Consider the following 23,726-nt stretch of genomic DNA (forward strand, 5'->3'; position numbering starts at 1 on the left):
CTCCGATGACCGCCATGATCGACGTCGCCGATGCCAGGAAGACCTTCACGATGCACCTTCAGGGCGGGATCGAGTTGCCCGTCGTCAGCGGTGTGACATTCCACGTCGAACCCGGCGAATGCGTCGTGCTCTCCGGGCCGTCCGGCGCCGGCAAATCGTCGATCCTCAAGATGATCTTCGGTAATTACCGTTGCGATTCCGGTCGCATCGGCATCCGGCATCGCGGTGCGCTGATCGATCTCGCTACCGCGGAGCCGCGCCAGGTCCTCAATGTCCGCCGCGCGACCATCGGCTATGTCAGCCAGTTCCTGCGCGCGGTGCCGCGCGTTGCCACCGTCGATGTCGTCGCCGAACCCTTGATCGTCAACGGCGTGAGCCGGGCCGACGCACAGGCCCGCGCGGGCGAGTTGCTGCATCGCCTCAACATTCCCGAGCGGCTCTGGCAGCTGCCGCCTGCGACCTTCTCCGGCGGCGAGCAGCAGCGCGTCAACATCGCGCGCGGCTTCATCTCGGATCTGCCGATCCTGCTGCTGGACGAGCCGACCGCCTCGCTGGACGCCGCCAATCGCGCCGTCGTGGTCGAACTGGTTGGAGAGAAGAAACGCCGCGGCGTCGCCATGGTCGCGATTGTGCATGACGACGAAATCCGCCATGTGATCGCCGACCGCATCGTCGACGTCACCAGCTTTGCCGCCGCGGCCTGAAGGAAGACAGGGACATGAACGTCAAGCCGAAGGAAACCGTGATCGCCAACGCCAGGATCGTGCTGGCCGACCGGGTGATCGAACAGGGCTGGCTCGCCTTTGCAGACGGACACATTGCCGAGATCGGCGAAGGCAAGGCGCCGGCGGGGTCGGAAGACGCCGGCGGTGATCTGGTCATGCCGGGCTTGATCGAACTCCACACCGATCATCTCGAAGCGCATTATGTGCCGCGGCCGAAGGTGTTCTGGAATCCGGTCGCCGCTGTCGTCTCGTATGACGGCCAGCTCGCCACATCGGGCATCACCACCGTGTTCGACTCGCTGCGGGTCTGGCGGGAGGATGGCGCCGAGGAGGTCGATGGCCGCGCCGGGACGCTGGCTGCCGCGATCTCGACCGCGCGTGACGCCGACCTGCTGCGTGCCGATCACTTCCTGCACCTGCGCTGCGAAATTCCGATGCCGAGCGTGGTCGAGGAAGCCAAGGAGCTGATCGACCGTCCCGACGTCCGCTTGATGTCGCTGATGGACCACACGCCCGGTCAGCGCCAGTTCCGCGATGAGGTGAAGCTACGCGATTATTATCGCGGCAAGGGCGGCGGCAAGACCGATGCCGAGCTCGACGAGCTGTTCGCCAAGCGCTTCGAGTACCAGAAGGCCTATGCTGCGACCAACATGCGTCAGATCGTGTCGCTGGCCCATGAGTACAGGATTCCGCTGGCGAGCCACGACGACACCACCGAGGAGAACGTTGCCGACGCCGTGCGCGATCGCGTCTCGGTCGCGGAGTTCCCGACCACGCTGGAAGCTGCGCGCGGCTTGCACCAGGCCGGCATCGACATCCTGATGGGGGCGCCGAACGTCGTGCGCGGCGGCTCGCATTCCGGCAACATCGCGGCGGTCGATCTCGCGCGCGAGGGTCTGCTCGACATCCTGTCGTCGGACTATATCCCGTCGAGCCTGTTGATGGGCGCGCTGCAATTGCCCGAGCACGTGCCGGCGATCAGCCTGCCCGCGGCGGTCCGCACGGTAACGAAGGCTCCCGCCGAGGCCGTCGGCCTGTCCGACCGCGGCGAAATCGCGGTCGGCAAGCGTGCCGACCTGATCCGGGTGCGTGTCGCCGGCAGCGTTCCCGTCGTCCGCAGCGTCTGGCGCGAGGGAGGCAGGGTCGCATGAGCGAGACCGTCATCACCGCGCCGGAGCAGGCGGGCGCGATCGGGCCCGGGCGGCTCGTGCTCGTCGTCGGCCCCAGCGGCGCCGGAAAGGACACGCTGTTGCGCCTCGCGCGGGAAGCCTGCGTCGACGATCACGAAATCGTCTTCCCGCGCCGCGTCGTGACACGCGAATCCTCGGCCGACGAAGACAATGTCGCGCTGGGCCCCGACGAATTCCGCCGTGCGCGGGAGCGTGGCGATTTCGCGGTGCATTGGGATGCGCACGGCCATTCCTACGCGCTGCCGCGCGGGATCGACGATGACATCCGGGCCGGCCGCGCCGTCGTCGCCAATGTTTCGCGCACGGTGATCGGCGCATTGCGCAAGGCCTATGCCAATGTCGTGGTGGTTGCGATCACGGCACCTCCGGACGTGCTGGCGCAACGCCTGGCCGCCCGCGCGCGGCACAGTGACGGAAACCTTGCCGACCGCCTCGCGCGCAGCGTCGACGACGCGTCGGCCCATGCCGACGTCACCATCCTCAATGCAGGCACCGCCGAGTATCACAGCCGCCAGCTCGTGCGCGTCATCAGGAACGAGTGCTGGCACGAATAGTCACGGGCAGAACCAGGAGAGAGTGGAATGACGGTGATCAATACGGTCGAAGAACTCGAGGCCATCTACGGCGCCACCAACGACGCCTCGACCGTGAAAGTCGCCGACCATGTCACGCCGCTCTACCGCATCTTCATCGAGAAGGCGCCGTTCGCCGCGCTTGCGACGATTGGACCCGAGGGCATCGACTGCTCGCCGCGCGGCGATCTCCCCGGCTTTGTTCGCATCCACGATCCCAAGACGCTGATGCTGCCGGACCGTCGCGGCAACAACCGGGTCGATTCCCTGCGCAACATCGTCCGCGATCCGCGCGTGTCGCTGATGTTCCTGATCCCCGGTTCCGGCAACGCGGTCCGGGCCAACGGCCGCGCCCACCTCTCCATCGATCCGGCGCTGCTGGCCTCGTTCAAGGTCGAGGGCAAGGCGCCGCGCAGCGTGATGGTGATGGCGGTCGAGGAGATCTACTTCCAGTGCGCCCGCGCCATCGTTCGCTCCGATCTCTGGAATCCGGACAAGCGGATCGACCCGAAGACCCTGCCGACGCCGGGCCAGATCCTCGCCGAGATGAGCGAGAACAAGGTCGGTGGCGCGGAATATGACCGCATCTGGCCGGAGCGCGCTGCCGCGACGATGTGGTGATATTTCTTACCCTCTTCCAGAAGGGCGGCAGGAGGAAGAGGTCGCGAGTCCGGCTGGTCCAGCTGCCGCGCTCAGTTGAACGCCATTCCCCCGCTCAGTGCGATGGTCTGACCCGTCATGTAGGCATTGTCGATCAGCAGCATGGCGGCCTTCGCTACTTCTTCCGCGGTTCCGAAGCGGCCGAGCGGGATGCGGCTGACGAGCTGGGGCTGGCCGCTCATCATGTCGGTCTCGATCAGTGATGGTGCTACCGCGTTGACGGTGATGCCCTCCTTGACCAGCCGCGCCGCATAGCCGCGCGTGAGGCCTTCCATGCCGGCTTTTGACGCGTTGTAATGCGGCCCGATCGACCCGGCGCCGCGCGCGGCACCGGAGGAAATGTTGACGATCCGCCCCCATTTCCGCGCGCGCATCGCCGGCAGCACAGCCTGCGTGCACAGGAAGACGGATTTCAGGTTGACCAGGATCGTGCGATCGAAGTCGTCCTCGGTGAGATCGTCGACCCCGCGCGTGATGGCGATGCCGGCATTGTTGACGAGGATGTCGACCGGCCCGAGCTCCGTCGTGACGCGCTCGATCATTCCGGCGACGGCCTCACGCCGCGAGACGTCGGCGGCGATCGCGATGGCCCGTCCACCGTGCTTGCCGATCTCGCCGGCCAATTGCTCTGCCTGCTCGATTCGCTCGCGGCAGTTGATCGCCACGGTCGCACCGGCTTCGGCCAGCAGGCGGCACACCGCGGCCCCGATGCCGCGGGAGCCGCCGGTCACGAGCGCCGTGCGCCCCTTCAGATCATGCGGCATATCCAAATGTCCCAATTTCCACCGTTGTGCCGATCGCAGCTTATCATGCCGGCCGTAGCCCCGGGTTGAACTCATCGCGAGATGAATCCGTCTGCCGCCCCTTACACGGGGAGAAGCGCCCCGGTGCGGCGCCGCTAAATATGGATAGTCATTTCATTGACCAATTGTGCCTTTGGCTCGATATTTGGCTTATCGAAACTGCTCCTCGAGCCGAAGCCGCAAAGATGAAAACCGATCACAAGCGCAATCCTGTCGACATGCAAGCGTGCATGGCGCGGCGCTGTGTCTCGGCGGCGACCGGTGCCTGTTGTTGTTGCTGATCGCGTTCCAGCAGCACCCCATTCCAGAAAATCCAGACAGGAACGCCGCATTCGCGGCGAACGAGCAGTCATGTCCCAGCTTCAGCCCCAAAGCCAATCGAACGCCTATATCATCGAGATCAACGATCATGCCGCCGGCATCATCACGCGCGAGGAACGCGGCTTCCGCTTCTTCTCCTCCGCTCGCCTGTTCGACAGCCTCGAAGGCCGCCAGTTCCGTTCGGCGCGCGAGGCCGAGCGCGCTGCCCGCGCGATCTTCACCGAGCGAAGCCGGCGCGCGCATGCCCCGATCCTTGCCTTCTGAACCCGGCTCGATTCTCCGCTAGCTACTGCGTCGCGCCCGGGTGCGTGCCGCCTTCTTCGCGGCGGCCGAGCGTGCCTTGGCGCCCTTGGTGCGGCTTGCTTTCCGCGCGGACGCCGAACGGGCTGCTGCAGTTCGCTGGCTCGCGGCACGCTTGCCTTGCTTCGACAGCGCCCGATGCGAGGCCGCCGCGCGCGGCTCCTTCTTCAGGACGCTCTCGACGGCGCGCGACACGCGGGGCCGGCGTTTTGGAGTTCGCTTGCCCTGGCCGACCTCGTAGGCGTATTTCGCGCTGCGGCGCGTCGTCTCCTTGGTTCGCCCCTTTCGCGGCGGCGGCAGATCGACGCCGCTGCGTCGTGCCTCGGACAGGCCGATCGCGATCGCCTGGCGCGTCGAGCGCGCACCGTGCTTGCCCTTCCGGATCTTCTCGATCTCGTCCTTGACGAATTCGCCGGCCTGCGTGCTGGCCGATTTTCCGGCACGCTTGTCCTGCCTGGCTTTGCGGATGACTTCCTGTCTTGGCATGGGTCCGTTCCCTTCGAGAGTTGCAGGGATGTCCGACCGCAACGCGCGAGAGGGAAGATTGATCCTCAGCCCTTCAATGCCGCGAGCAATTCGTCGGGACGTTCGGCCATGATCATGTGGCCCGCGCCCGCCACCACGACGGTCTTCGCATGCGGGATCGCGGCGGCGAGTGCCTTGCCCGCCTTCAGCGGTGTCATCATGTCCCGTTCGCCGAGGATCAGGGTCGCCGGCACCTTGACGCCCGCGGCCGCCGCCAGTGCGTTCGCATAGGAATTGCAGGCGGACAAATCCTTGAACAGGACGCCCGACGCGCATGCCTTGAGCACAGCTTGCGCGCCGCCGTGCATCCACAGGCCCGGCGCGAGACTGCCGCCGAGTTCGGCCTTGAATCCGAGACCCCAGATCGAGACCATGTCGATCGCGTCTTGGTCGTTCGCTTCCGCCGCCTTGAGCAGATCAGGGCCGACCGTCATGGTCGCGGCCGTGCCGATCAGGCTGAGCGCGGCAACCTTGTCGGGATGTCGCGCCGCAGTCTCCAGCGAGATCAGCGAGCCCATGGAGTGTCCGATCAGATGTGCTTTCGCCACGCCGGCGGCGTCGAGCAGCGCGGCCGTCCAGTCGGCCATCTCCGCGATGCCGGACATGGGCGGGCCTGCCGAACGACCATGTCCGGGCAGATCCGGCGCCAGCACGCCGAAGCCGTGATGGGCGAACCAGCGTGTGTGCAGCGCCCATGTCGAATGATCGAAGCCGGCGCCATGGATGAAAACCACCGTGGGCAGCGACTTGTCGAATTCGCGGCCGCCGGTTGCGACAAAAACCTCGGCGCCGTTGACGGTGAGTTTCATGGCTTCAGACCTTTTGCGAGATGCGCAGCGCCTGGGACAGATCGTCGATGATGTCGGAGGCCGTCTCGATGCCGACCGACAGCCGCACCAGCTCCTCGCCGATCCCGGCAGCCTTGAGCTGCTCGGCATCCATTTGCTGGTGCGTGGTGGAGGCGGGATGGATCACCAGCGTCTTGGCATCGCCGACATTGGCGAGATGGCTGATCATGCGCAGCGACTCGATGAATTTGCGTCCCGCGGGACGCCCGCCCTTGATGCCGAAAGAGACGATCGAGCCCGCGCCGCGCGGCAGCAATGTCTTGGCGAGCTGATAATCGGGATGGGTCTCCAGCGAGGGATGCAGCACCCAGTCGACCGCCTTGTTGGACTTCAGCGCCTCCAGCACGAGATGGGTGTTCTGCATGTGGCGGTCCATGCGCACGCCCAGCGTCTCGACGCCCTGCAGGAGCTGGAATGCGTTGGTCGGCGACAGGCAGGCGCCGAAATCACGTAGCCCCTCTGTCCGCGCGCGCATGATGAAGGCGGCGGTGCCGAACTGCTCGTCGAAGACGATGCCGTGATAGCCGCCATAGGGTTCGGTCAGCACGCCGAACTTGCCGGAGGCGCGCCAGTCGAAGCGGCCGCCGTCGACGATGGCGCCGCCGATCGCGATGCCGTGGCCGCCGATCCATTTGGTCGCCGAATGCATGATGATGTCGGCGCCGAGCTCGACCGGGCGGCTGAGATAGGGCGTCGCGAAGGTGTTGTCGATCAGGAGCGGGATCTTCGCATCATGGGCGATGGAAGCGACCTTCGGGATGTCCAGCACCTCCAGCCCGGGATTGCCGATGGTCTCGCCGATCACGAGCTTCGTGTTGGGCCTGATCGCCGAACGGAACGCGTCGAGATCGCGCGGCTTCACGAAAGTGGTGGTGATGCCGAAGCGCGGCAGCGTGTGCGCCAGAAGGTTGATGGTGCCGCCGTAAAGCGAGCTCGACGCCACGATGTGATCGCCGGCATTGAGCAGGGTCGCTATGGCCAGATGCAGCGCGGCCATGCCGCTCGCGGTGCAGATCGCACCGACGCCGCCCTCCAGTGCCGCGAGCCGCTCTTCCAGCACGCCCGTGGTGGGATTGGAGATGCGCGTGTAGATGTGGCCGGCGCGCTCCAGGTTGAACAGCGCGGCGGCGTGGTCGGAATCCTGGAACACGTAGGACGTGGTCTGGTAGATCGGCACCGCGCGGGCGCCGGTCGCGGGATCAGGGTGCTGACCGGCGTGCAGGCTCAGGGTCTCGAAGGCGGGCGGCTTGGGCGCGGGCATGCTTGGCCTCGTTGGTCGATCGGCGGAGGAGGTTCTTGTGCCACAGGATGACGTGGGAAGTCAGCCATTGACACCGCAGCATCGGTGGTCCGCTCGCTCGTCCCGCGAGGCGGGGAGGGCGAAGCAGCGCCGGACGTGGCTTAGTCGCGAATCGCCTGCTCGATCGCGTGCGCTTCCCGCAGCAGGATCTCCGCGACTTCCTGTTCGCGGCGCGGACCGAGCCTCGTCCGAACGGCGGAGACGGTCATCGCGGCGGCCGGTTGCCCGTCCGGGGTCTTGATCCAGATCGAGATCGACTTCGTGCTCTGCACCAGGCCGACCTCTCTCATATTATATCCCCGTCGTCTTGCCGCGGTGATCTGCGCCATCACCTCTGCGGCGTCGGTACGATACGCCTCGAACCTCTTTTCGTTCGCCGTGACGATCTTCCGGGCGTCCTGCGCCGGCATCGCGGCGAGAATCGCAACGCCCGCGCTGCTGACGCCGAGCGGCCGGCGCGCGCCGATCTCGATCGACAGAACCTGGATCGGATAGGCACCGATCCTGCGGTCGACGCAGAGCGTGTCGTTGCCCGTGCGCACCGTCAGAAACAGCGTGTCGCCGATCTCGGCGGATGCACGCCGCAGCGAAGGTTCGGCGGCCACGAGCAGCGGCGAGGGCCGGGGACGGGCAAGCGCGAGCTCGCGCACCTGGTTGCCGATCGCGTAACGGCCGCTCCTGTCGTGCCGTTCCACGATACCTTCCTCGATCAGCACGTGAACGATCCGATGCACGGTCGGCCGGGTGAGGCCGGTCGCCTGTACGACCTCGGCCAGCGGCACGCCGGCCTCACGCCCCGCGGCGAGAATACGCAGCACCGCGAGGGCGCGCCGGATCGCCTGTGCGCCCTGCCGGGGCTCCCGGCTGAAGGTGTTTTCCGGGGAGGATGTTCTGTCCATGATATGGACAAGAACCGCATAATTCGGTCGACAGGTAAAGCCCCGCCTCGACAGATGGCCGTCCGATCGGGTGCCGACAGGCTTTCAAGAAGAACAGGGCGGCCGCAGGTCCGCCGGCGGGAGGTGGAGATGAGATTGCTCTGGATAGCCGCGGCTGCGGCGGCGGCAATGCTGGCGGGGCCGGCGGCGGGCGAGCAGTGGCCGTCGCGCGGCGTCAAGCTCATCGTGCCTTACCCGGCCGGCGGCAACGTCGACAGCGCGGCGCGCATCATCGCCGACAAGCTCCAGGAGCGCCTCGGCCAGCCCTTCATCATCGAGAACAAGGCGGGCGCCGGCGGCATGATCGCGGGCGAGGCTTTCGCGAAATCGCCGCCCGACGGCTACACGCTGTTCGTCGGCGCCAACGGCCCGGTGTTGTTCGCGACCGAAATCAACAAGCGCGATGCCTACAGCTGGAAGCGGGACTTCATCCCGATCTCGACCGTCTCGATGACGCCGCTGGTGCTCGAGGTTCACCCTTCCGTGCAGGCCACGACCTTCAAGGAGTTCATCGACCTCGCAAAGCGCGAGCCCGGCAAGCTGACCATGGCCTCGCCTGGCCCCGGTACCACCAACCACCTGCTCAGCGAGTTGATGCAGTCCAGCCTCGGCCTGCAATGGGTCACGGTGCACTACCGCGGCAACGCGCCGGCGATCAATGACCTGCTCGGCGGGCAGGTGCAGTTCGCCTTCGACCAGCTGTCGGTCAGCCTGCAGCACATCAAGGCCGGGATGTTCCGGCCCCTGGCGGTCACCAGCCTGCATCGCCTGACGTCGCTGCCCGACGTGCCGACCTTCATCGAGCTCGGTTACAAGGATTTCGACGGCCAGACCTTCACCGGCCTGTTCGCGCCCACCGGCACGCCGGCGCCGATCGTCGACAAGCTGCATGAGACGCTGGTCGCGATCCTGAAAGATCCGAGCGTGATCGACAAGTTCGACAAGCTCGGCGCCGAGGCCGTTCCGATGACGCCGGCAGAGTTCAAGGCCTATCTCGAAAGAGAGGACGCCAAGTGGATTCCGGTCGTCCGCAAGGCCAACATCAGGGCGGACTGATCGATGCGGATCGACCCAGGCGAATTCGGTGCGGAGCGCATCTACCGGCTGATGACCGGCATCGTGGTGCCGCGTCCGATCGCCTGGGTCACGAGCCTGTCGCGTAGCGGCGTGCTCAATCTTGCTCCGTTCAGCGCCTTCACTTTCGTCTCGCAGAAGCCGCCGATGCTCGCCATCAGCGTCGGCCGCAAGGGTGCGGACTACAAAGACACCGCGCACAACATCCTCGACACCGAGGAATACGTGATCCACATCGCCGATACCCCGCTGATGCAGGCGCTGCACGACAGCTCGGTCGAACATCCCCCCGAAATCAGCGAGGTCGCGGAACTCGGCCTGGAGACGCTCGCGAGCGAGCGCGTCGGGGTGCCGCGTCTTGCCGCCGCGCCGGTCGCGATGGAGTGCCGTTTCCGGCAATGCCTCGAATTTGGCGATGCCCGCAGCCGGCTCATCGTCGGGGAAGTCGTGCTGTTCCACATCCGCGACGGCCTCGTGAACGACGGCAAGGTCGAGACCAGGGCGCTCGACCCGATCGCCCGCATCGGCGGCCCGCGCTACGCCCGTCTCGGCGAGATCGTGACCTTGAACACCGTATTCCAGACCCCGAAATCGACTGACTGAACACGCGCTGGGCGGAACGTCGGACCGCCTGGAGATGATTGGAGATAAAGACCATGCGACTCCTCAGCTATCTCGTGAACGGAGAGCCGCACTACGGCGCTGCCGTCGAAGGCGGTGTCGTCGATCTGACGAGGCGGATCGGGCGCGATTTCTCCGACGTGAGGGCGCTGATCGCGGCCAATGCGCTGGCCGATGCGCAGGAAGCCGTCGCCGGGCAGAAGCCCGACCACGCGCTTGAGAACCTCGTCCTGCTGCCGCCGGTGCTCGCGCCGGAAAAGCTCTGGTGCATCGGCGTGAACTACGCCGAGCGCAATGCCGAATACAAAGACAATTCGGACCTGCCCAAATATCCGAGCCTGTTCGTCCGCAGCATGTCGTCGATGACCGGTTCCGGCCAGCCGCTGGAGAAGCCTGCCGTGTCCGAGCAGCTCGACTATGAAGGCGAGCTCGTCATCGTGATCGGCCAGGGCGGCCGCCACATCCCGCGCGACAAGGCCTGGTCGCACATCTTCGGCATGACGCTGTGCAACGAGGGCACGATCCGCGACTGGTTGCGCCACGGCAAGTTCAACGTCACCCAAGGCAAGAATTTCGACCGGTCCGGCAGCATCGGTCCGTGGATCGTCACGGCGGACGAACTGGACCCGCGAGGGCCGCATGACATCGTCACGCGCGTGAATGGCGAGGTGCGGCAGCGGGACACGACCGAGCGGCTGATGTTCCCCTTCGACTTCCTGATCTCCTATCTCTCCACCTTCGCTACCCTGAAACCCGGCGACATGATCGTCACGGGAACTCCGACGGGCGCCGGCGTTCGTTTCGATCCGCCGCGCTGGCTCAAGGTCGGCGACGTCGTCGAGGTCGAGTCCAGCGGCATCGGGATCCTGCGCAACGCCGTGGCTGCGGAGCAATAGGTCGTGCTGGATGTCGCCACGATCGAACGTCTCGCCGCGCGCCTCGATGAGGCCGAGCGCACCAAGAAGCTGATCCCGATGTTTTCGAAGGAGTACCCCGACTTCAGCATCGAGGACGCCTACGCCGTCCAGCGGGCCTGGACGAAACTCCAGCTCGGCCGTGGCCGTGTCGTCAAGGGACACAAGATCGGCCTGACCTCGAAGGCGATACAGAACGCGGTCGGCATCTCCGAGCCCGATTACGGCGTGCTGTTCGCCGACATGTTCTATGCCGACGCCGGCCCCATCCCGTTCGACCGCTTTCATGCACCGCGGATCGAGGTCGAGCTCGCCTTCGTCCTGAAGGCCCCGCTGCGCGGTCCGGATTGCACGATCTTCGACGTGCTCAATGCCACCGACTATGTAACGCCGGCGCTCGAGATCCTGGAGACGCGCATGCACCGCGTCGATCCCGAAACCGGCGGGACCCGCAAGGTGATGGATACCATCTCCGACAATGCGGCGAATGCCGCGCTGGTGCTTGGTGGGCGGCCGTTCCGGCCCATGGAAGCGGATTTGCGCTGGATCGGCGCGCTGCTGTTTCGCAACGGCGAGGTCGAGGAAACCGGGCTCGCCGCCGGCGTGCTCAACCATCCGGCCAATGGGATCGCCTGGCTCGCCAACCGGCTTGCACCACACGACGAACGTCTTGCGGCCGGAGAGGTCGTGTTGGCGGGTTCGTTCACGCGTCCCGTCGACGTCCGCCGCGGCGACACGTTCCACGCGGACTACGGCCCCTTCGGTTCGGTATCGTGCCAGTTCGTTTGAATCATCAAGAAAAAAGGATCGTACCATGACAGGCCAGACGCGGCGCAAGAGCATCCACATCGGCGGCTTCAAGCACGCCAACCCGATCCCGAATGCATCCCGCATCGGTAATCTCGTGATGTCCGGTGTCATCCTCGGCCGCGATCCGGCGACCGGCGCGATGCCGGAGAGTCTCGATGCCCAATGCGCCAACATGTTCGCGCACATGAAGGCGACGGTGGAGGCTGCCGGCGGCAGCACCGACGACATCATCAAGATGACCGTGTGGCTGAAGGATCGCACGCAACGCGGTCCGGTGAATGTCGAGTGGCTGAAGATGTTTCCGGACGAGCATTCGCGCCCGGCGCGGCACGCGCTGCCGATGGACAACATGGACGGCGGCGCGCTGGTGCAGTGCGACTTCACCGCGGTGATCGACTGAGGGAGTGCAGTGTATGCCGACCTATCTCCCGTTCGATCCGAATCCGCGCCGCCCCGTGAAGGTGCCGCCGTCGAAAACCGTCGACAGCCAGTTCCACGTCCTTGGTCCGCTCGACAAATATCCCATTCGTCCCGGTGCGGCCTACCAGATGCCGAGTGCGACCTGGGAGGCGGCTCTGCGCATGCACAAGGCGCTCGGCATCGAGCGGGGCATCATCGTGCAGACCACGACGTACGGCGCGGACCATTCCGTCGTGCTCGACGGCCTCGCGGCCATGGGCCCGAACTATCGCGGCTGCGCCAACGCACTGGTGTTTGCGGAAGCGAGCGATGCCTATCTCGGCAAGCTGCATGACGCCGGCGTCCGCGGTGCGCGCTTCAGCTTCCGCCAGGAGCTCGGCGCGGTCCTGTCGGATGCCGATTTCGCGCGCGCCATCGCCCGTATCCGCGAACTCGGCTGGTACGTGAAGATCCAGCCGGAAAAAGACGGCATCGTCTCCAGCGTGTCGAAATACGAGAATCTCGACGTTCCCGTGCTGATCGATCACATGGCGCGGCCCGAGCCTTCGCGCGGCAAGGACGATCCGAACCTGCGCAAGATGCTCGAACTGCTCGCCAAGGGCAATTTCTGGGTCATGCTCTCGCTCGGCGAGAAGACCTCGCAGGCCGGTCCGCCCTATGACGACGTGGTTCCGATCGCGCGGACCTACATCGAGGCGGCCATCGATCGCTGCGTCTGGGCCAGCGACTGGCCGCATCCGGTCTCGGTGAAGCAGCCGCCGAACGACGCCGATCTGCTCGAGTTGATGTTTCGATATGCGCCGGACCAGGCGGAGCTCGAAAAAATCCTCGTCCACAATCCGGCGAAGCTGTTCGGCTTCCCGGATTAGTGCGGCCCTCATGGTGAGGAGCGCGGTCCGCGCGTCCGCCGTGGGCGGGCTCCTCAGGATGAGGGCTGCCGCTCTTGGCTCGACGCAGCTGGCTATGTCGCGAGGCCGGCGCTCACATTAATCTTTCGGTAACACCCAAGGCGCGTCGCGGCGAATTCGTGGCGTAACTGGGTTCTTAACGAATTGCCTCTAATTTGCGCATTCCCACCTCGTGATGGCTTGCCGCCCGATTCCTGCGCGCGGCGCCCAACAAACATCGAAGAGGCAGAATGCCGGCTCTCAAGAACCTGTTTTCCCTTCGCTCGATCGGAGCCAAGCTCGCGCTCATGACGCTGGTCGGCGCGATCTGCATGGCGCTGGTCGCCTCGACCGTTCTGTGGATCGCCCGCAACCAGCTCGTCACCGAGCGCGTCGAGAAGGCGCATGCGGTCGTCGACGTGGTCTGGAATCTGGCCGACGGCTATTACAAGGCCTATAAGGCCGGCCAGATGACCGAGGAGGAGGCCAAGAAGCGGTTCCTCGAAGCCAATAGTTACGTCTGGTACGAAGACCACAGCAACTACGCCTACATCTACGATTACGAGACCGGGCTCTGCGTTTCGAACCCCGGCATTCCGCAGTTTGTCGGCAAGGACATGCGTCCCAACAAGGACGCCAACGGCATGCTGTTCGCGGTGGCGCTGATGGAGATGGCGAAGAAGGGGCAGGGCACGTTGCGCTACGCCTTCCGCCGCAGCGGCAGCGATCCGACCCCGCTGGACAAGGTCGCCTTCACGCGCGGCTTTGCGCCTTGGAATCTGATGATCGGGTCGGCCGAATACATGTCCGAGGTCGACAATTCCTTTTGGTCGATGGTGCAGACCGCATCCATGGTCATCGCCGTCCTGATGCTGTTCTCGATCGCGATCGCCTGGGCCGTCGGCCGCAGCGTGGTCAAGCCGCTGTCGGGACTGAAGGAGCGCATGGCCTCGTTGAGCGCCGGCCAGCTCGATGCGCCGGTGGCGCATGCCGATCGCCGCGACGAGATCGGCGAGATGGCTCGTACCGTCCAGGTCTTCCGCGACGCCATGATCGAGACCAACCGGCTGCGCCAGGAGCAGACGGTCACCGAGCAGCGTCAGATCGAAGCGCGCAAGGTCGACATGAGCCGTCTTGCGGACCAGTTCGAACGCGAGGTCGGCGAGATCATCGAGCTCGTCTCGGTCGCCGCCGGGCAGCTCGAGGCGTCGTCGACGACGCTGTCGAGGACGGCCGACACCGTCGCGCAGGTCTCTGGCCGCGCCTCCACCGCGTCAGGTGAGGCGTCCGCGAACGTTCACTCCGTCGCCGCGGCGAGCGAGCAGCTTGCCTCCTCCATCGGCGAGATCAGCCGCCAGGTCGAAACCTCGGCGCGGATCGCGGGCGAAGCCGTCAGTCAGGCGCAGAAGACCGACACCCGCATCAGCGAGCTGTCACAGGCCGCGAGCCGGATCGGCGACGTCGTCGATCTGATCCAAACCATCGCCGGGCAGACCAATCTGCTGGCGCTGAACGCGACCATTGAAGCCGCCCGTGCCGGTGATGCCGGCAGGGGCTTTGCCGTGGTGGCATCCGAAGTGAAGACGCTCGCCGAGCAGACCGCGAAGGCGACCGACGAGATCAGCCAGCAGATCGCCGACATCCAGTCGGCAACCAAGGATTCGGTGGCGGCGATCAAGGAGATCGGCGCGACCATCGGACGGATCTCGGAGATCTCGGCCGCGATCTCCACCGCTGTCGAGCAGCAGGGCTCCGCCACGCAGGAGATTTCCCGCAACGTGCAGCGGGCCGCCGAGGGGACCTCGCAGGTCGAAGCCAGTATCGCCGACGTCCAGCGCGGCGCATCGGAAACCGGCAGCGCCTCCACGCAGGTGCAGTCGGCCGCGCAATCGCTCGCCAATGAAAGCTCTCGCCTCAAGCGCGGCGTCACCGGTTTCATGAGCTCGATCAGGGCGGCCTGAGCGATCTCGATGCCGCCCATCCTTGGGGACGCTCGCCCCCGGCGGGCTCCTCGGGATGAAGCTTGAACTTCGCGGTGAGATCCAGACCCTGGTGGCGGGGAGCCCGACAAAGGCGGGCGTCTCGAACCATAAAGGCCGGGTACTCACCGCCTTGAGGCGCGTTCCCTTGCTTAGACGGCCGGTTGCTTGGCCAGGCTGTCGCGCACTTCGGCGGCGATCTCGAACGAGCGCAGCCGCGCAGTGTGATCGTAGATCAGGCCCGTCGTCATCAATTCGTCCGCGCCGGTCTCGGCGATCAGCGTATTCAGCTTCTGTTCGACGACCGCGGGCGAGCCGACGGCCGAACAGGAGAGCGACTGGCCGACGCCGGCCTTCTCGGACGGAGACCACAGCGCATCCATGTCGTCGACCGGCGGCGGCAGTTGACCCGGCGTGCCGCGGCGCAGGTTGATGAACTGCTGCTGGAGCGAGGTGAACATGCGCTGCGCCTCGGCGTCGCTATCGGCGGCGAACACGTTGACGCCCACCATCGCGTAAGGCTTGTCGAGTTGCGCCGAAGGCTCGAAGCGGGCGCGATACTCGCGCAGCGCCGGCATCATCATTTGCGGTGCGAAATGCGAGGCAAAGGCGAACGGCAGGCCAAGCATTGCTGCGAGTTGCGCGCCGAAGGTGCTCGAGCCGAGAATCCAGAGCGGCACCTTCAGGCCCATGCCGGGCACGGCGCGGATCGCCTGGTTCGGCTGGACGTCGCCGAGCAGCGCCTGCAATTCCAGCACGTCATGCGGGAAATTCTCGGAGCTCGTCGCGAGATCGCGCCGCAGAGCCCTCGCCGTGAACTGGTCCGTCCCCGGCGCGCGCCCGAGGCCGAGATCGATTCGCCCCGGATAGAGCGACTCCAGCGTGCCGAACTGTTCGGCGATGATCAGGGGCGAATGGTTCGGCAACATGATCCCGCCGGAACCGACCCGGATCGTCGTGGTGCCGCCGGCGACATGTCCGATCACCACCGACGTCGCGGCGCTGGCGATGCCGGTCATGTTGTGATGCTCGGCCAGCCAGAACCGCTTGAAATTCCAGCGCTCGGCATGCTGCGCGAGATCCAGCGAATTGCGGAACGCCTGCGCGGCATCGGCGCCTTGCCGGATCGGAGCGAGGTCGAGCACGGAGAAGGGGATCATGAGAGGGTACCGGGTGAGAAGCACGGGAGAGTGCGTCGAACCTCACATGTAGTGCGGCCTGATGAAAATGTTAGTTCCGAAGGCCGGAGGCCGGGTTGTTCAGGGCGGGGGATTCCGCGACCTTCCGCTTACTTCGAGGGGGTTAGTCGGTCCGAGGCTTTCGAACCAGGTGAAGAAGTGCACCGTCGGGAGACCATCGATCGACATCGTAAGCCCGCTTGATCGCCGGCATATTGTCGAAGACCCAGGGCGCGGCGGAGTTCCACGATCCCTTGCCTTCCACAGCCTCCTTGCCGATGAAGAGATGCTGCGGGCCGTGATCGACCAGGGCCTGGATCTGCATCTCGGCGTCGCGCCTGCGCACGGTCTCGACCAGTCCCGGGCCAGGCAATGCCGATCGTTGGCCCACCTCCGCCAGAAGCACGCTCTGATAGACGGCCATGACGGACAAATGGGCGGAGGGGCTACTCGCCGACCGGATGAAATCCACCTGGGGCTGAAAGACTGCATTCGCCTCGTGCTGTAATATTTGCCGCCAGCTCTTGATGCCGATGGCCACTGCGCGCGGTATGCCGATGGAAACGTTTGCGATCGCGATGAAAAAAGCGCCGACGGTCAAAGCCGTCAACATTCCGCGCGTGACCCTGTCCTGCGGCGCCGCGCCGCTCGGCCTCCAGCTGTCGAGCAGATATCCGAGCAGGAGCACGAATGGCCAGCTGACATATAGGAAGACGACCGGATGGGAACGGCCGTTGAAATAGCTGAACAGTCCCATGGCCAGCAGTGCGAGATAGGCCGCGCGTTCGAGGCGAGGTGCGTAGGGGCCGGTTTCCATTCGGATGGCGAAGCGAACGAGCACGAGCAGAACGCAAGCCACCGCGGCCACCCAGGCATCCGGAATAGACATCGGCAGCATGAAGAAGCCGAGCACGTAGAAGATGCGCACGAAAGCCAAATAGTCGGCCAAATGCGGAGGCTGGCCGTATTTGATCGTCAGCCAGACGCCGAAGCCCGCAATCGCAAGGAGCAACCCGAGGACATGGAGGGCGCCATACGTGAGATTCGTGCGCAGACTGCGCCACGAGAAGCGCGACGACGTCGCTCCGCTGATGATGATGAAGCAGAACAGCGCGATGGCCACAGCCGCGCCGGAGTCCAGATTCCAGCAGATCGACAGGCCGGAGAACGCGCCAATCAGCATCGCCTTCAGGGGCGCTCGCCGGCGCTGCCACCAATAAACGACCAACAGGCTGAGCGCGGGAAAGAGCGTGCGCAGCGGCGTGTACTGAAAATACGGGTCCGCCGGGATCGAAGTCCAAACCGGTCTGTTCTGTGTGATGAGCACCCAGCATCCCGCCATGGCGAGGATCATCGGGCTGCGGATGAGCCTTCCCGCGAAGACCATCGTGGCGCAGAGACCCGCACCGGAGAGCAGCGCCATCACGGCAGTCATCGTGAGGACCGAGAGGCCGAACGGCTTCAGCACGGGGGCGAGTATTTCGCCGTAACAGCCATACTGGGGCAGCACGTCTCCCAGGCATGTCCCACCGTAATAGGATTGCACGACGGAGTAGAAGAATGCATCGAAGTGATCCAGCATGGCGTAGGCACTGGCATCGCCGAAGATGCGCCAGGCGAGCGTCAGCCCGACGGACAGGCCGCACAATGAGATGACGACCGTTCGATGGGTTTCGCGCTTCTGCGTTCTCACACGGTCGAAGATCGACGTTGCTGCCGCCCGCATCCTGGTCTTGTCGAATTTGCAGGCAATAACGAAGATCGCGGCGATCCCGACCGCTGCGATCAGCGCATTCTTGAGAAAGGCCGCGCGAAACACATCGAGAGGTATCGCGACCAGGATCCCGGCGCCAAGGAGCAGGGGAGTGAGCCAGCTCGTTGTCGTCTCGCGCAAGCCAAGCCGGGCGAAAAACTTGACGGATATCCAGATGACAAGCGGCGCCATAACGGTCAGCGCCATATAGGTGTAGCGCTCATTGGCCTCCGGCTGGAGCACCCCAAGCGACAGGATCAGCAGTTGGGCGGCCTCTTCCGGGTCGACCGTGGACACGCCCACGAACGAATATATGACCAGCCCGGCCAGGCTCAGCACGCTCGCGCAGAGAACGAAGACCATCGTGCAACTGGGCGCATTGCGCGAAACGGTGTGGTGCACCGGCGGCGCGATTGAAGCCGACTTCACGAAGCCCCCTTGGCCGTCAAAACGGCACGCGAACGTCAACCCATGCGCGACAAGCGCTCCCCGAACGATGAGTTGCTGATCGGTCCAGACTTAAAGCGGTTTGCACGCGCTGTCATCAGCGATGATCCGGCAAATTGCTAAGGAATCCTGCAGACTTGCGCCTCTTTGCCCCCTTGGGTGGGAGCGCGATCGCGTGCGGATGAGGGAACTTGCGTATGGGTGCCTGATGGTGGATCTGCGCGGTCACCCTCGTCCGCAGCGATCGCATGTCGTGTCCTCGCCTCGGCCATTGAAGGCATGGCCGATCTGGAGCTTCGGAAACGCGGACGATGCGCGGGCATTGCGCGCGGTCTCGATTTTCCGGAGCTGATATCCGCGAAGTTGTCTGCCCGATGTGCTATCGCATGAAGCGACGATGAGGCTGCGGCACGAGCGTATTCGTCGAACGTGGAGCCGTGAGCGAGCCAGTCGCCGATATCGAGATCCCGCCAAACAATATCGGCGAACCGCCAGCTTGCCATCGCGTGTCGACAAGCTGCCATTGTTAGACAGATTCCATCCGCGCTCGCATTGCGAAGCGGAATCTCGTCCCGCATTACCCGCGCACTGAGGAACATTCGTCGCGTGGGTTGAAGACAATGCAAAAGGTTACTGCTGGAGCCGGAATGCTCTCAGCTTTTTCGATGAGCGTTTCCATGATCGCTCTTTCACTGGGTCTATCGGCATCGCCCGTCATTGCTCAGTCCAGTCTTCCGCCCGTCACCGTCGACGCTCCGAAACAGGCATCTTCCAGCCGCGCGCAACCCGCTCGCAGCGCCAAACTGCAATCCAGCCGACGGCGAGCAGCGGCTCGCGCGGTGAGCGAGCCCGCGCGCCCTGCTTCAGGTGCGTCTCGCGAGACCGCGTGGGGACACGTGGACGGTTATGTCGCCACCCGCAGCGGCACCGGCAGCAAGACCGATACGCCGCTGATCGAAACGCCGCAGGCGATCTCCGTGGTCACATCGGATCAGGTCAGGGATCAGGGCGCGCAAAGCGTGGCGCAGGCACTGAATTACACTTCGGGTGTCATCGCCGAGCAGCGCGGCGTCAACATGAGCGGCTTTGAATATCTGACCGGCCGCGGCTTCCAGCTCGAGAAGTATCTCGATGGTTTGCGAATGCCGAACGTCGCCTACAACGTCCCTTCCTACGAGGTCTACAATCTCGAGCGGATCGAGGTGCTGCATGGCCCCGCCTCAGTCCTCTACGGCCAGGGCCTGCCCGGCGGTCTGGTCAATCTCGTCAGCAAGCGACCGACCGAGAAGGCATTCGGCGAGATCAACGTTTCTGCGGGCACGTATAATCTCGGCGCCACGTCGATCGATACGGGCGGTCCCGTCGATAAGGACGGCAAGCTGCTCTATCGTTTCACCGGCGTGTTCCGCGACAACGATACCCAGGTCGACGGCACGCATGAGCGACGCATCTCCGTGGCTCCGGCATTCACCTGGCGGCCCGATCTCGACACCACGCTCACGGTGCTCGCGAACTATCAGAAGGATCCGAACGCGGGTTACTTCAACTTCATTCCGGCGGTGGGCACCGTGCTGCCCAATCCGAACGGGCAGATATCGCGCTCGCTCAATCCCGGTGAACCCGGCTTGGACCGTCATTCGCGAGAGCAGTACGGCATCGGCTATCTGTTCGAACACAGGCTCGACGACAATCTGACCGTTCGTCAGAGCCTTCGCTATACCGGCATCAAGGACGACCTGCTGAACGTGTTCACCTACGGGCTCGGCGCCGACAACAGGACACTCGGACGCTACTCGTTCTTCAACAATGAAAACCTGACCCAGATCACCAACGACAACCAGATCGAGGCGAAGTTCGCCACGGGTCCAGTGAAGCACACGGCGCTGGTCGGCTTCGACTATCAGAACATCAAATACACCGAGCTCTACGGCAGCAATTTCGCCGTGAGCGGTCTCGATGCCTTCAATCCCGTCTATGGCGGCGCGGTCGGGCTTCCGACGGCGGGTGGAAGCGACGATGCGCGGGTGAGCCAGGCCGGTCTTTATGCGCAGGATCAGATGAGCCTCGGCGGATGGCGCTTCATGATCAGCGGCCGGCAGGACTGGGCCGCCTCGCACGATTTCGATCGCATCAACAACGTCAAGACCGATCAGTCCGACACGGCCTTCACCTGGCGCACCGGGCTCGTCTATCTCTTCGACAACGGCGTTGCGCCCTATGCGAGCTATGCGACCTCGTTCCAGCCCCAAGTGGGCACCGGCTATGGCGGCGTGGCATTCAAGCCCACCACCGGCGAGCAGTACGAAATCGGCGTCAAGTACCAGCCGGTCGGCTGGAACAGCTTCGTAACCGCGGCGCTGTTCGATCTCACTCAGAAGAACGTACTCACGCCCGACATCACGCCCGGTCATACCGGCTTCAGCACGCAGACCGGTGCCGTTCGATCGCGTGGTCTCGAGCTCGAATGGCACGCGAAGTTCAACCGCAACCTGGATGTCGTTGCCGCCTACACTTACCTCGACAACATCGTCATCGCATCGAACGACACCTCATCGTTGTTCTCGATCAACGTCGGCACTCATCCGGTCGGTATTCCGCGCAACACGGCCTCGCTCTGGGCCAAGTATACGTTCGTCGACGGGCCTGCCGCTGGTCTCGGGCTCGGCGCTGGTGTGCGCTACGTCGGCAATACGTATGGCACCTACACCAACGTCTGGACCGGCGTCGCCGGTCTTGCCACGACGCCGTCGCTGCTTCCGTCCTACACGCTCCTCGACGCATCCGTGACCTATGATTTCGCGGCGAAATACACCGCCATGAAAGGCTTCTCGCTCGCGGTCAACGCCCGAAACCTGTTCGACAAGACCTACGTCTCCTACTGCCAGGGCGTCGGCCTCTGTCAGTACGGCATGGGGCGAACTGTGTTGGGCACCCTCACCTATCGATGGCAGTGACGGGCGCGCGAATGCGGGGCCAGGAAGAGATGACATGCACCATGCTCGCCTCTGCCCTGCGTGATCTCGCTGCAACAAGACACCGCAGAACGTCGCGACTTGGAGGCTTTCTAAGTTGAGATCCGTGTGCGATCGCAAAAAGTTTCGCTAGTGGAAATTCACTTCTCCCGATCGAGTTTGGAGCTTTGTTTCCCTATGTTTCTGAAGAGCAGGACCGCCAAGCAGGCCACCAATGCGTTGATGTTTCTGGCGTTCGGCTCTTGTCCAGTTGACAGCGCGTTCAGTCAGACCGCTGAACCGGCAGCACCCAGCGCAACGCTTCCCGCGGTCGTCGTGCAAAGCCCCAGCACCAGACAGGCAAAGCCGGCGGCCTCGCGGTCGGGACGATCGGCGTCACGCAACGCTGCACGCAACAGTCGAAGTGCGAGCCGCGACGCTGCGCCCACGCCGTCCGGCAACAACGCGACGGCGCAACGAACAGAGACCGCGTGGGGACATGTCGATGGCTATGTCGCCACCCGCAGCGGCACGGGCACCAAGACGGACACGCCTCTGATCGAAACGCCGATGGCGATTTCTGTCGTCACGCAGGATCAGGTCCAGGCGCAAGGCGCTGTCACGGTCCCGCAGGCCATTCGCTATACTTCGGGCACGACGGTCGAGCAGACCGGCGCCGACCTGCGCTTCGACAACATCTACATCCGCGGCTTTCTGGCGGACCAGTACCTCGATTCGCTCAAGCTGATTCAGGGGTCGTGGGCGCAGACGATCGTCGAGCCCTACAATCTCGAACGTATCGAGGTGCTCCATGGTCCGTCGTCGGTTCTCTATGGACAGGCGTCGCCCGGCGGAATCGTCGACATGGTCAGCAAGATGCCGACCGTGGATCCGTATCGCGAGATGTTTCTGACGACGGGAAGCTACGGGCGCATCCAGGGCGGCGTCGACGTCAGCGGTCCCATCGACAAGGACAAGCAGTTTCTCTACCGGTTGACCGCCTCCGGCTTCGATGTCGGAAGCCAGGTCGACGACACCCGGTATCAGCGCGTGTCGATCGCCCCGTCCTTGACCTGGCGTCCCGACAACGACACCTCGATCACCTTCCTCGGAACGTATCAGCGAGATCCGAAAGCCGGCTTCTTCAACCAGCTTCCGCTCGGCGGAGCCGGGACGCTGTTTCCCCTCGTGACCGGCTACAAGATTCCGACCAGCTTCTATCCCGGCGAACCCAGCTACGACAAAATGGACCGCACGCTGGCATCGGTCGGCTACAAATTCGAGCACCGTTTCGAGAGCGGCTGGACGGTGCGGCAGAATCTCCGGTACCGGGAAAACGATGCGGACGTCGCCGTCGTATCGCCGCTCGGCACCATCGATGCTTCCGGCAACATGTCGCGCTCGGCCTTTACCGAACAGGAAACGCTGAAGACGTTCTCGGTGGACAATCAGGCGGAGGCCAAATTCAACGCGGGACCGTTCCAGCATACGGCATTGTTCGGCATCGACTACCAGCATGGCACGGACCGGGTCCAGTCGACGTACGGAACGACGGGCGTTGCCGCCATCAACGTCTATAACCCCGTCTACAACGTCGCGATCCCGCAGCAGCCGCTGTTGGCGAACAGCCTTCAGACCTTCAATCAGCTCGGCTTCTACGCCCAGGACCAGATCAAGCTCGGCAACTGGGTCGCGCTGCTCGGACTGCGCCAGGACGAGTCGGATACGACGACCAACAACTTCAAGACCTCGAAGACGACCTCGCAGACCGACCACGCATTCACCAAGCGGGCGGCGCTGCTCTACAAGTTCGACAACGGCGTCGCGCCCTACGTGCAGTACACCGAGTCCTTCCAGCCCGTCGTCGGCACCGATTTCTACGGCAATCCTTACAGGCCGACCACGGGCCAGCAGGAAGAGGTCGGTATCAAGTTTCAGCCGAACCCCAAGACGCTCCTGAGTGCGGCCGTCTTCAACCTCACGCAGCAGAACGTCCAGACGCCCGACCCCAGCAATTCGCTGAACACGATCCAGACCGGCGAGATCAGGTCGCGCGGCGTCGAGCTGGAAGGCAAATCCGAGGTGACGCCCAACCTCACGGTGCTCGCGTCCTATACTCATCTCGATCTCGCCGTGACGGCGACCAATACCGCGGGCACGCTCGGAAAGCGGCCGGTGGGCATTCCCGACAATACGGCCTCGGTCTGGGCCGACTACACTTTCCATAGCGGCCCCCTCGATGGCTTCGGCCTCGCCGGCGGCGTGCGATATCTCGGCGAGAGCGCCGGAAACACGACGAACACCTATTCCGTGCCCGCCACGACATTGGTGGATGCAGCCCTGCACTACGATCTCGCGGGGCTGAGCCGGCAGCTCAAGGGCTTCAAGATGAGCGTCAATGCGACCAACCTGTTCGATCGAACCTACGTGCAATGGTGCCAGAACTTCGGCTGCTATTACGGCCTGAGGCGCCAGGTGTTGGCCACCCTGCGATATCAGTGGTAGACGTC

The 23,726-nt window shown here is 64.4% G+C and carries 21 protein-coding genes; 14 read left to right on the forward strand and 7 right to left on the reverse strand.

Annotated elements, in window-relative coordinates:
- Window positions 1-5 precede the first annotated feature (5 nt).
- Genes phnL through QM712_RS20025 form a run of 4 tightly spaced genes read left to right on the forward strand, consistent with a single transcriptional unit; the run spans window position 6 to window position 3,108 of the window.
- The gene (gene phnL / locus QM712_RS20010) at window positions 6-704 is read left to right on the forward strand and encodes a phosphonate C-P lyase system protein PhnL (protein ID WP_415024859.1); all 699 of its coding nucleotides are present in this window, start codon (window positions 6-8) and stop codon (window positions 702-704) included.
- Between the two features lie 14 nt (window positions 705-718).
- Window positions 719-1,876, forward strand: a complete 1,158-nt coding sequence (locus tag QM712_RS20015; protein WP_415024860.1) for an alpha-D-ribose 1-methylphosphonate 5-triphosphate diphosphatase — start codon at window positions 719-721, stop codon at window positions 1,874-1,876.
- On the forward strand, window positions 1,873-2,469 hold the full coding sequence (gene phnN, locus QM712_RS20020) for a phosphonate metabolism protein/1,5-bisphosphokinase (PRPP-forming) PhnN (protein WP_415024861.1): 597 nt from the start codon (window positions 1,873-1,875) through the stop codon (window positions 2,467-2,469). Before QM712_RS20015 ends, phnN begins: the two co-directional genes overlap by 4 nt.
- A 27-nt stretch (window positions 2,470-2,496) precedes the next feature.
- Complete coding sequence (locus QM712_RS20025) at window positions 2,497-3,108, forward strand: pyridoxamine 5'-phosphate oxidase family protein (RefSeq protein ID WP_415024862.1); 612 nt, start codon at window positions 2,497-2,499, stop codon at window positions 3,106-3,108.
- Between the two features lie 71 nt (window positions 3,109-3,179).
- On the opposite strand, the gene QM712_RS20030 is transcribed toward QM712_RS20025, so the two are convergent.
- On the reverse strand, window positions 3,180-3,911 hold the full coding sequence (locus tag QM712_RS20030) for an SDR family NAD(P)-dependent oxidoreductase (protein WP_415024863.1): 732 nt from the start codon (window positions 3,909-3,911) through the stop codon (window positions 3,180-3,182).
- Between the two features lie 390 nt (window positions 3,912-4,301).
- Between QM712_RS20030 and QM712_RS20035 the strand changes: the two genes are divergently transcribed.
- Entirely contained in the window at window positions 4,302-4,535 is a 234-nt protein-coding gene (locus QM712_RS20035; protein ID WP_415024864.1) for a hypothetical protein, read from the forward strand.
- 18 nt (window positions 4,536-4,553) lie between these two features.
- Here QM712_RS20035 and QM712_RS20040 read toward each other — a convergent pair whose 3' ends face one another.
- The 4 genes from QM712_RS20040 to QM712_RS20055 all read right to left on the reverse strand — a co-directional run bounded on the left by QM712_RS20040 (window position 4,554) and on the right by QM712_RS20055 (window position 8,143).
- Window positions 4,554-5,057: a DUF6496 domain-containing protein gene (locus tag QM712_RS20040; RefSeq protein WP_415024865.1), complete on the reverse strand. Its 504-nt coding sequence runs from the start codon at window positions 5,055-5,057 to the stop codon at window positions 4,554-4,556.
- A gap of 65 nt (window positions 5,058-5,122) precedes the next feature.
- Window positions 5,123-5,905, reverse strand: a complete 783-nt coding sequence (locus QM712_RS20045) for an alpha/beta fold hydrolase (protein WP_415024866.1) — start codon at window positions 5,903-5,905, stop codon at window positions 5,123-5,125.
- Between the two features lie 4 nt (window positions 5,906-5,909).
- Window positions 5,910-7,205, reverse strand: coding sequence for an O-acetylhomoserine aminocarboxypropyltransferase (locus QM712_RS20050; RefSeq protein ID WP_415024867.1), 1,296 nt, complete (start codon window positions 7,203-7,205; stop codon window positions 5,910-5,912).
- A 140-nt stretch (window positions 7,206-7,345) separates the two neighbouring features.
- Window positions 7,346-8,143 (reverse strand): IclR family transcriptional regulator, encoded by a 798-nt coding sequence (locus tag QM712_RS20055; RefSeq protein ID WP_415024868.1) that lies wholly within the window; start codon window positions 8,141-8,143, stop codon window positions 7,346-7,348.
- 129 nt (window positions 8,144-8,272) lie between these two features.
- On the opposite strand from QM712_RS20055, the gene QM712_RS20060 reads away from it, so the two are divergent.
- The 7 genes from QM712_RS20060 (at window position 8,273) to QM712_RS20090 (ending at window position 14,869) form a co-directional block, all read left to right on the forward strand.
- Window positions 8,273-9,238: a Bug family tripartite tricarboxylate transporter substrate binding protein gene (locus QM712_RS20060; protein ID WP_415024869.1), complete on the forward strand. Its 966-nt coding sequence runs from the start codon at window positions 8,273-8,275 to the stop codon at window positions 9,236-9,238.
- Between the two features lie 3 nt (window positions 9,239-9,241).
- A complete protein-coding gene (locus QM712_RS20065) occupies window positions 9,242-9,859 on the forward strand; it encodes a flavin reductase family protein (RefSeq protein ID WP_415024870.1) in 618 nt (205 codons plus the stop codon).
- A gap of 53 nt (window positions 9,860-9,912) precedes the next feature.
- The gene (locus QM712_RS20070; RefSeq protein ID WP_415024871.1) at window positions 9,913-10,773 is read left to right on the forward strand and encodes a fumarylacetoacetate hydrolase family protein; all 861 of its coding nucleotides are present in this window, start codon (window positions 9,913-9,915) and stop codon (window positions 10,771-10,773) included.
- Between the two features lie 3 nt (window positions 10,774-10,776).
- Entirely contained in the window at window positions 10,777-11,580 is an 804-nt protein-coding gene (gene hpaH, locus QM712_RS20075) for a 2-oxo-hept-4-ene-1,7-dioate hydratase (protein ID WP_415024872.1), read from the forward strand.
- Window positions 11,581-11,605: 25 nt separating this feature from the next.
- Window positions 11,606-12,001 carry a RidA family protein gene (locus QM712_RS20080; RefSeq protein WP_415024873.1) on the forward strand — a complete coding sequence of 132 codons (396 nt, stop codon included), beginning with the start codon at window positions 11,606-11,608 and terminating at the stop codon, window positions 11,999-12,001.
- Window positions 12,002-12,014: 13 nt separating this feature from the next.
- Window positions 12,015-12,890: an amidohydrolase family protein gene (locus QM712_RS20085; RefSeq protein WP_415024874.1), complete on the forward strand. Its 876-nt coding sequence runs from the start codon at window positions 12,015-12,017 to the stop codon at window positions 12,888-12,890.
- A gap of 269 nt (window positions 12,891-13,159) precedes the next feature.
- On the forward strand, window positions 13,160-14,869 hold the full coding sequence (locus tag QM712_RS20090) for a methyl-accepting chemotaxis protein (RefSeq protein ID WP_415024875.1): 1,710 nt from the start codon (window positions 13,160-13,162) through the stop codon (window positions 14,867-14,869).
- 170 nt (window positions 14,870-15,039) lie between these two features.
- Here the strand turns inward: QM712_RS20090 and QM712_RS20095 are convergent, their stop codons facing one another.
- Complete coding sequence (locus QM712_RS20095) at window positions 15,040-16,047, reverse strand: LLM class flavin-dependent oxidoreductase (protein WP_415024876.1); 1,008 nt, start codon at window positions 16,045-16,047, stop codon at window positions 15,040-15,042.
- Window positions 16,048-16,189: 142 nt separating this feature from the next.
- On the reverse strand, window positions 16,190-18,247 hold the full coding sequence (locus QM712_RS20100; RefSeq protein ID WP_415024877.1) for a hypothetical protein: 2,058 nt from the start codon (window positions 18,245-18,247) through the stop codon (window positions 16,190-16,192).
- Window positions 18,248-19,161: 914 nt separating this feature from the next.
- On the opposite strand from QM712_RS20100, the gene QM712_RS20105 reads away from it, so the two are divergent.
- Window positions 19,162-21,219, forward strand: a complete 2,058-nt coding sequence (locus tag QM712_RS20105; protein WP_415024878.1) for a TonB-dependent siderophore receptor — start codon at window positions 19,162-19,164, stop codon at window positions 21,217-21,219.
- 240 nt (window positions 21,220-21,459) lie between these two features.
- Window positions 21,460-23,721, forward strand: a complete 2,262-nt coding sequence (locus tag QM712_RS20110; RefSeq protein ID WP_415024895.1) for a TonB-dependent siderophore receptor — start codon at window positions 21,460-21,462, stop codon at window positions 23,719-23,721.
- Window positions 23,722-23,726 lie beyond the last annotated feature (5 nt).

This window comes from Bradyrhizobium sp. (genome assembly GCF_047605465.1).
Taxonomy (GTDB): Bacteria; Pseudomonadota; Alphaproteobacteria; order Rhizobiales; family Xanthobacteraceae; genus Bradyrhizobium.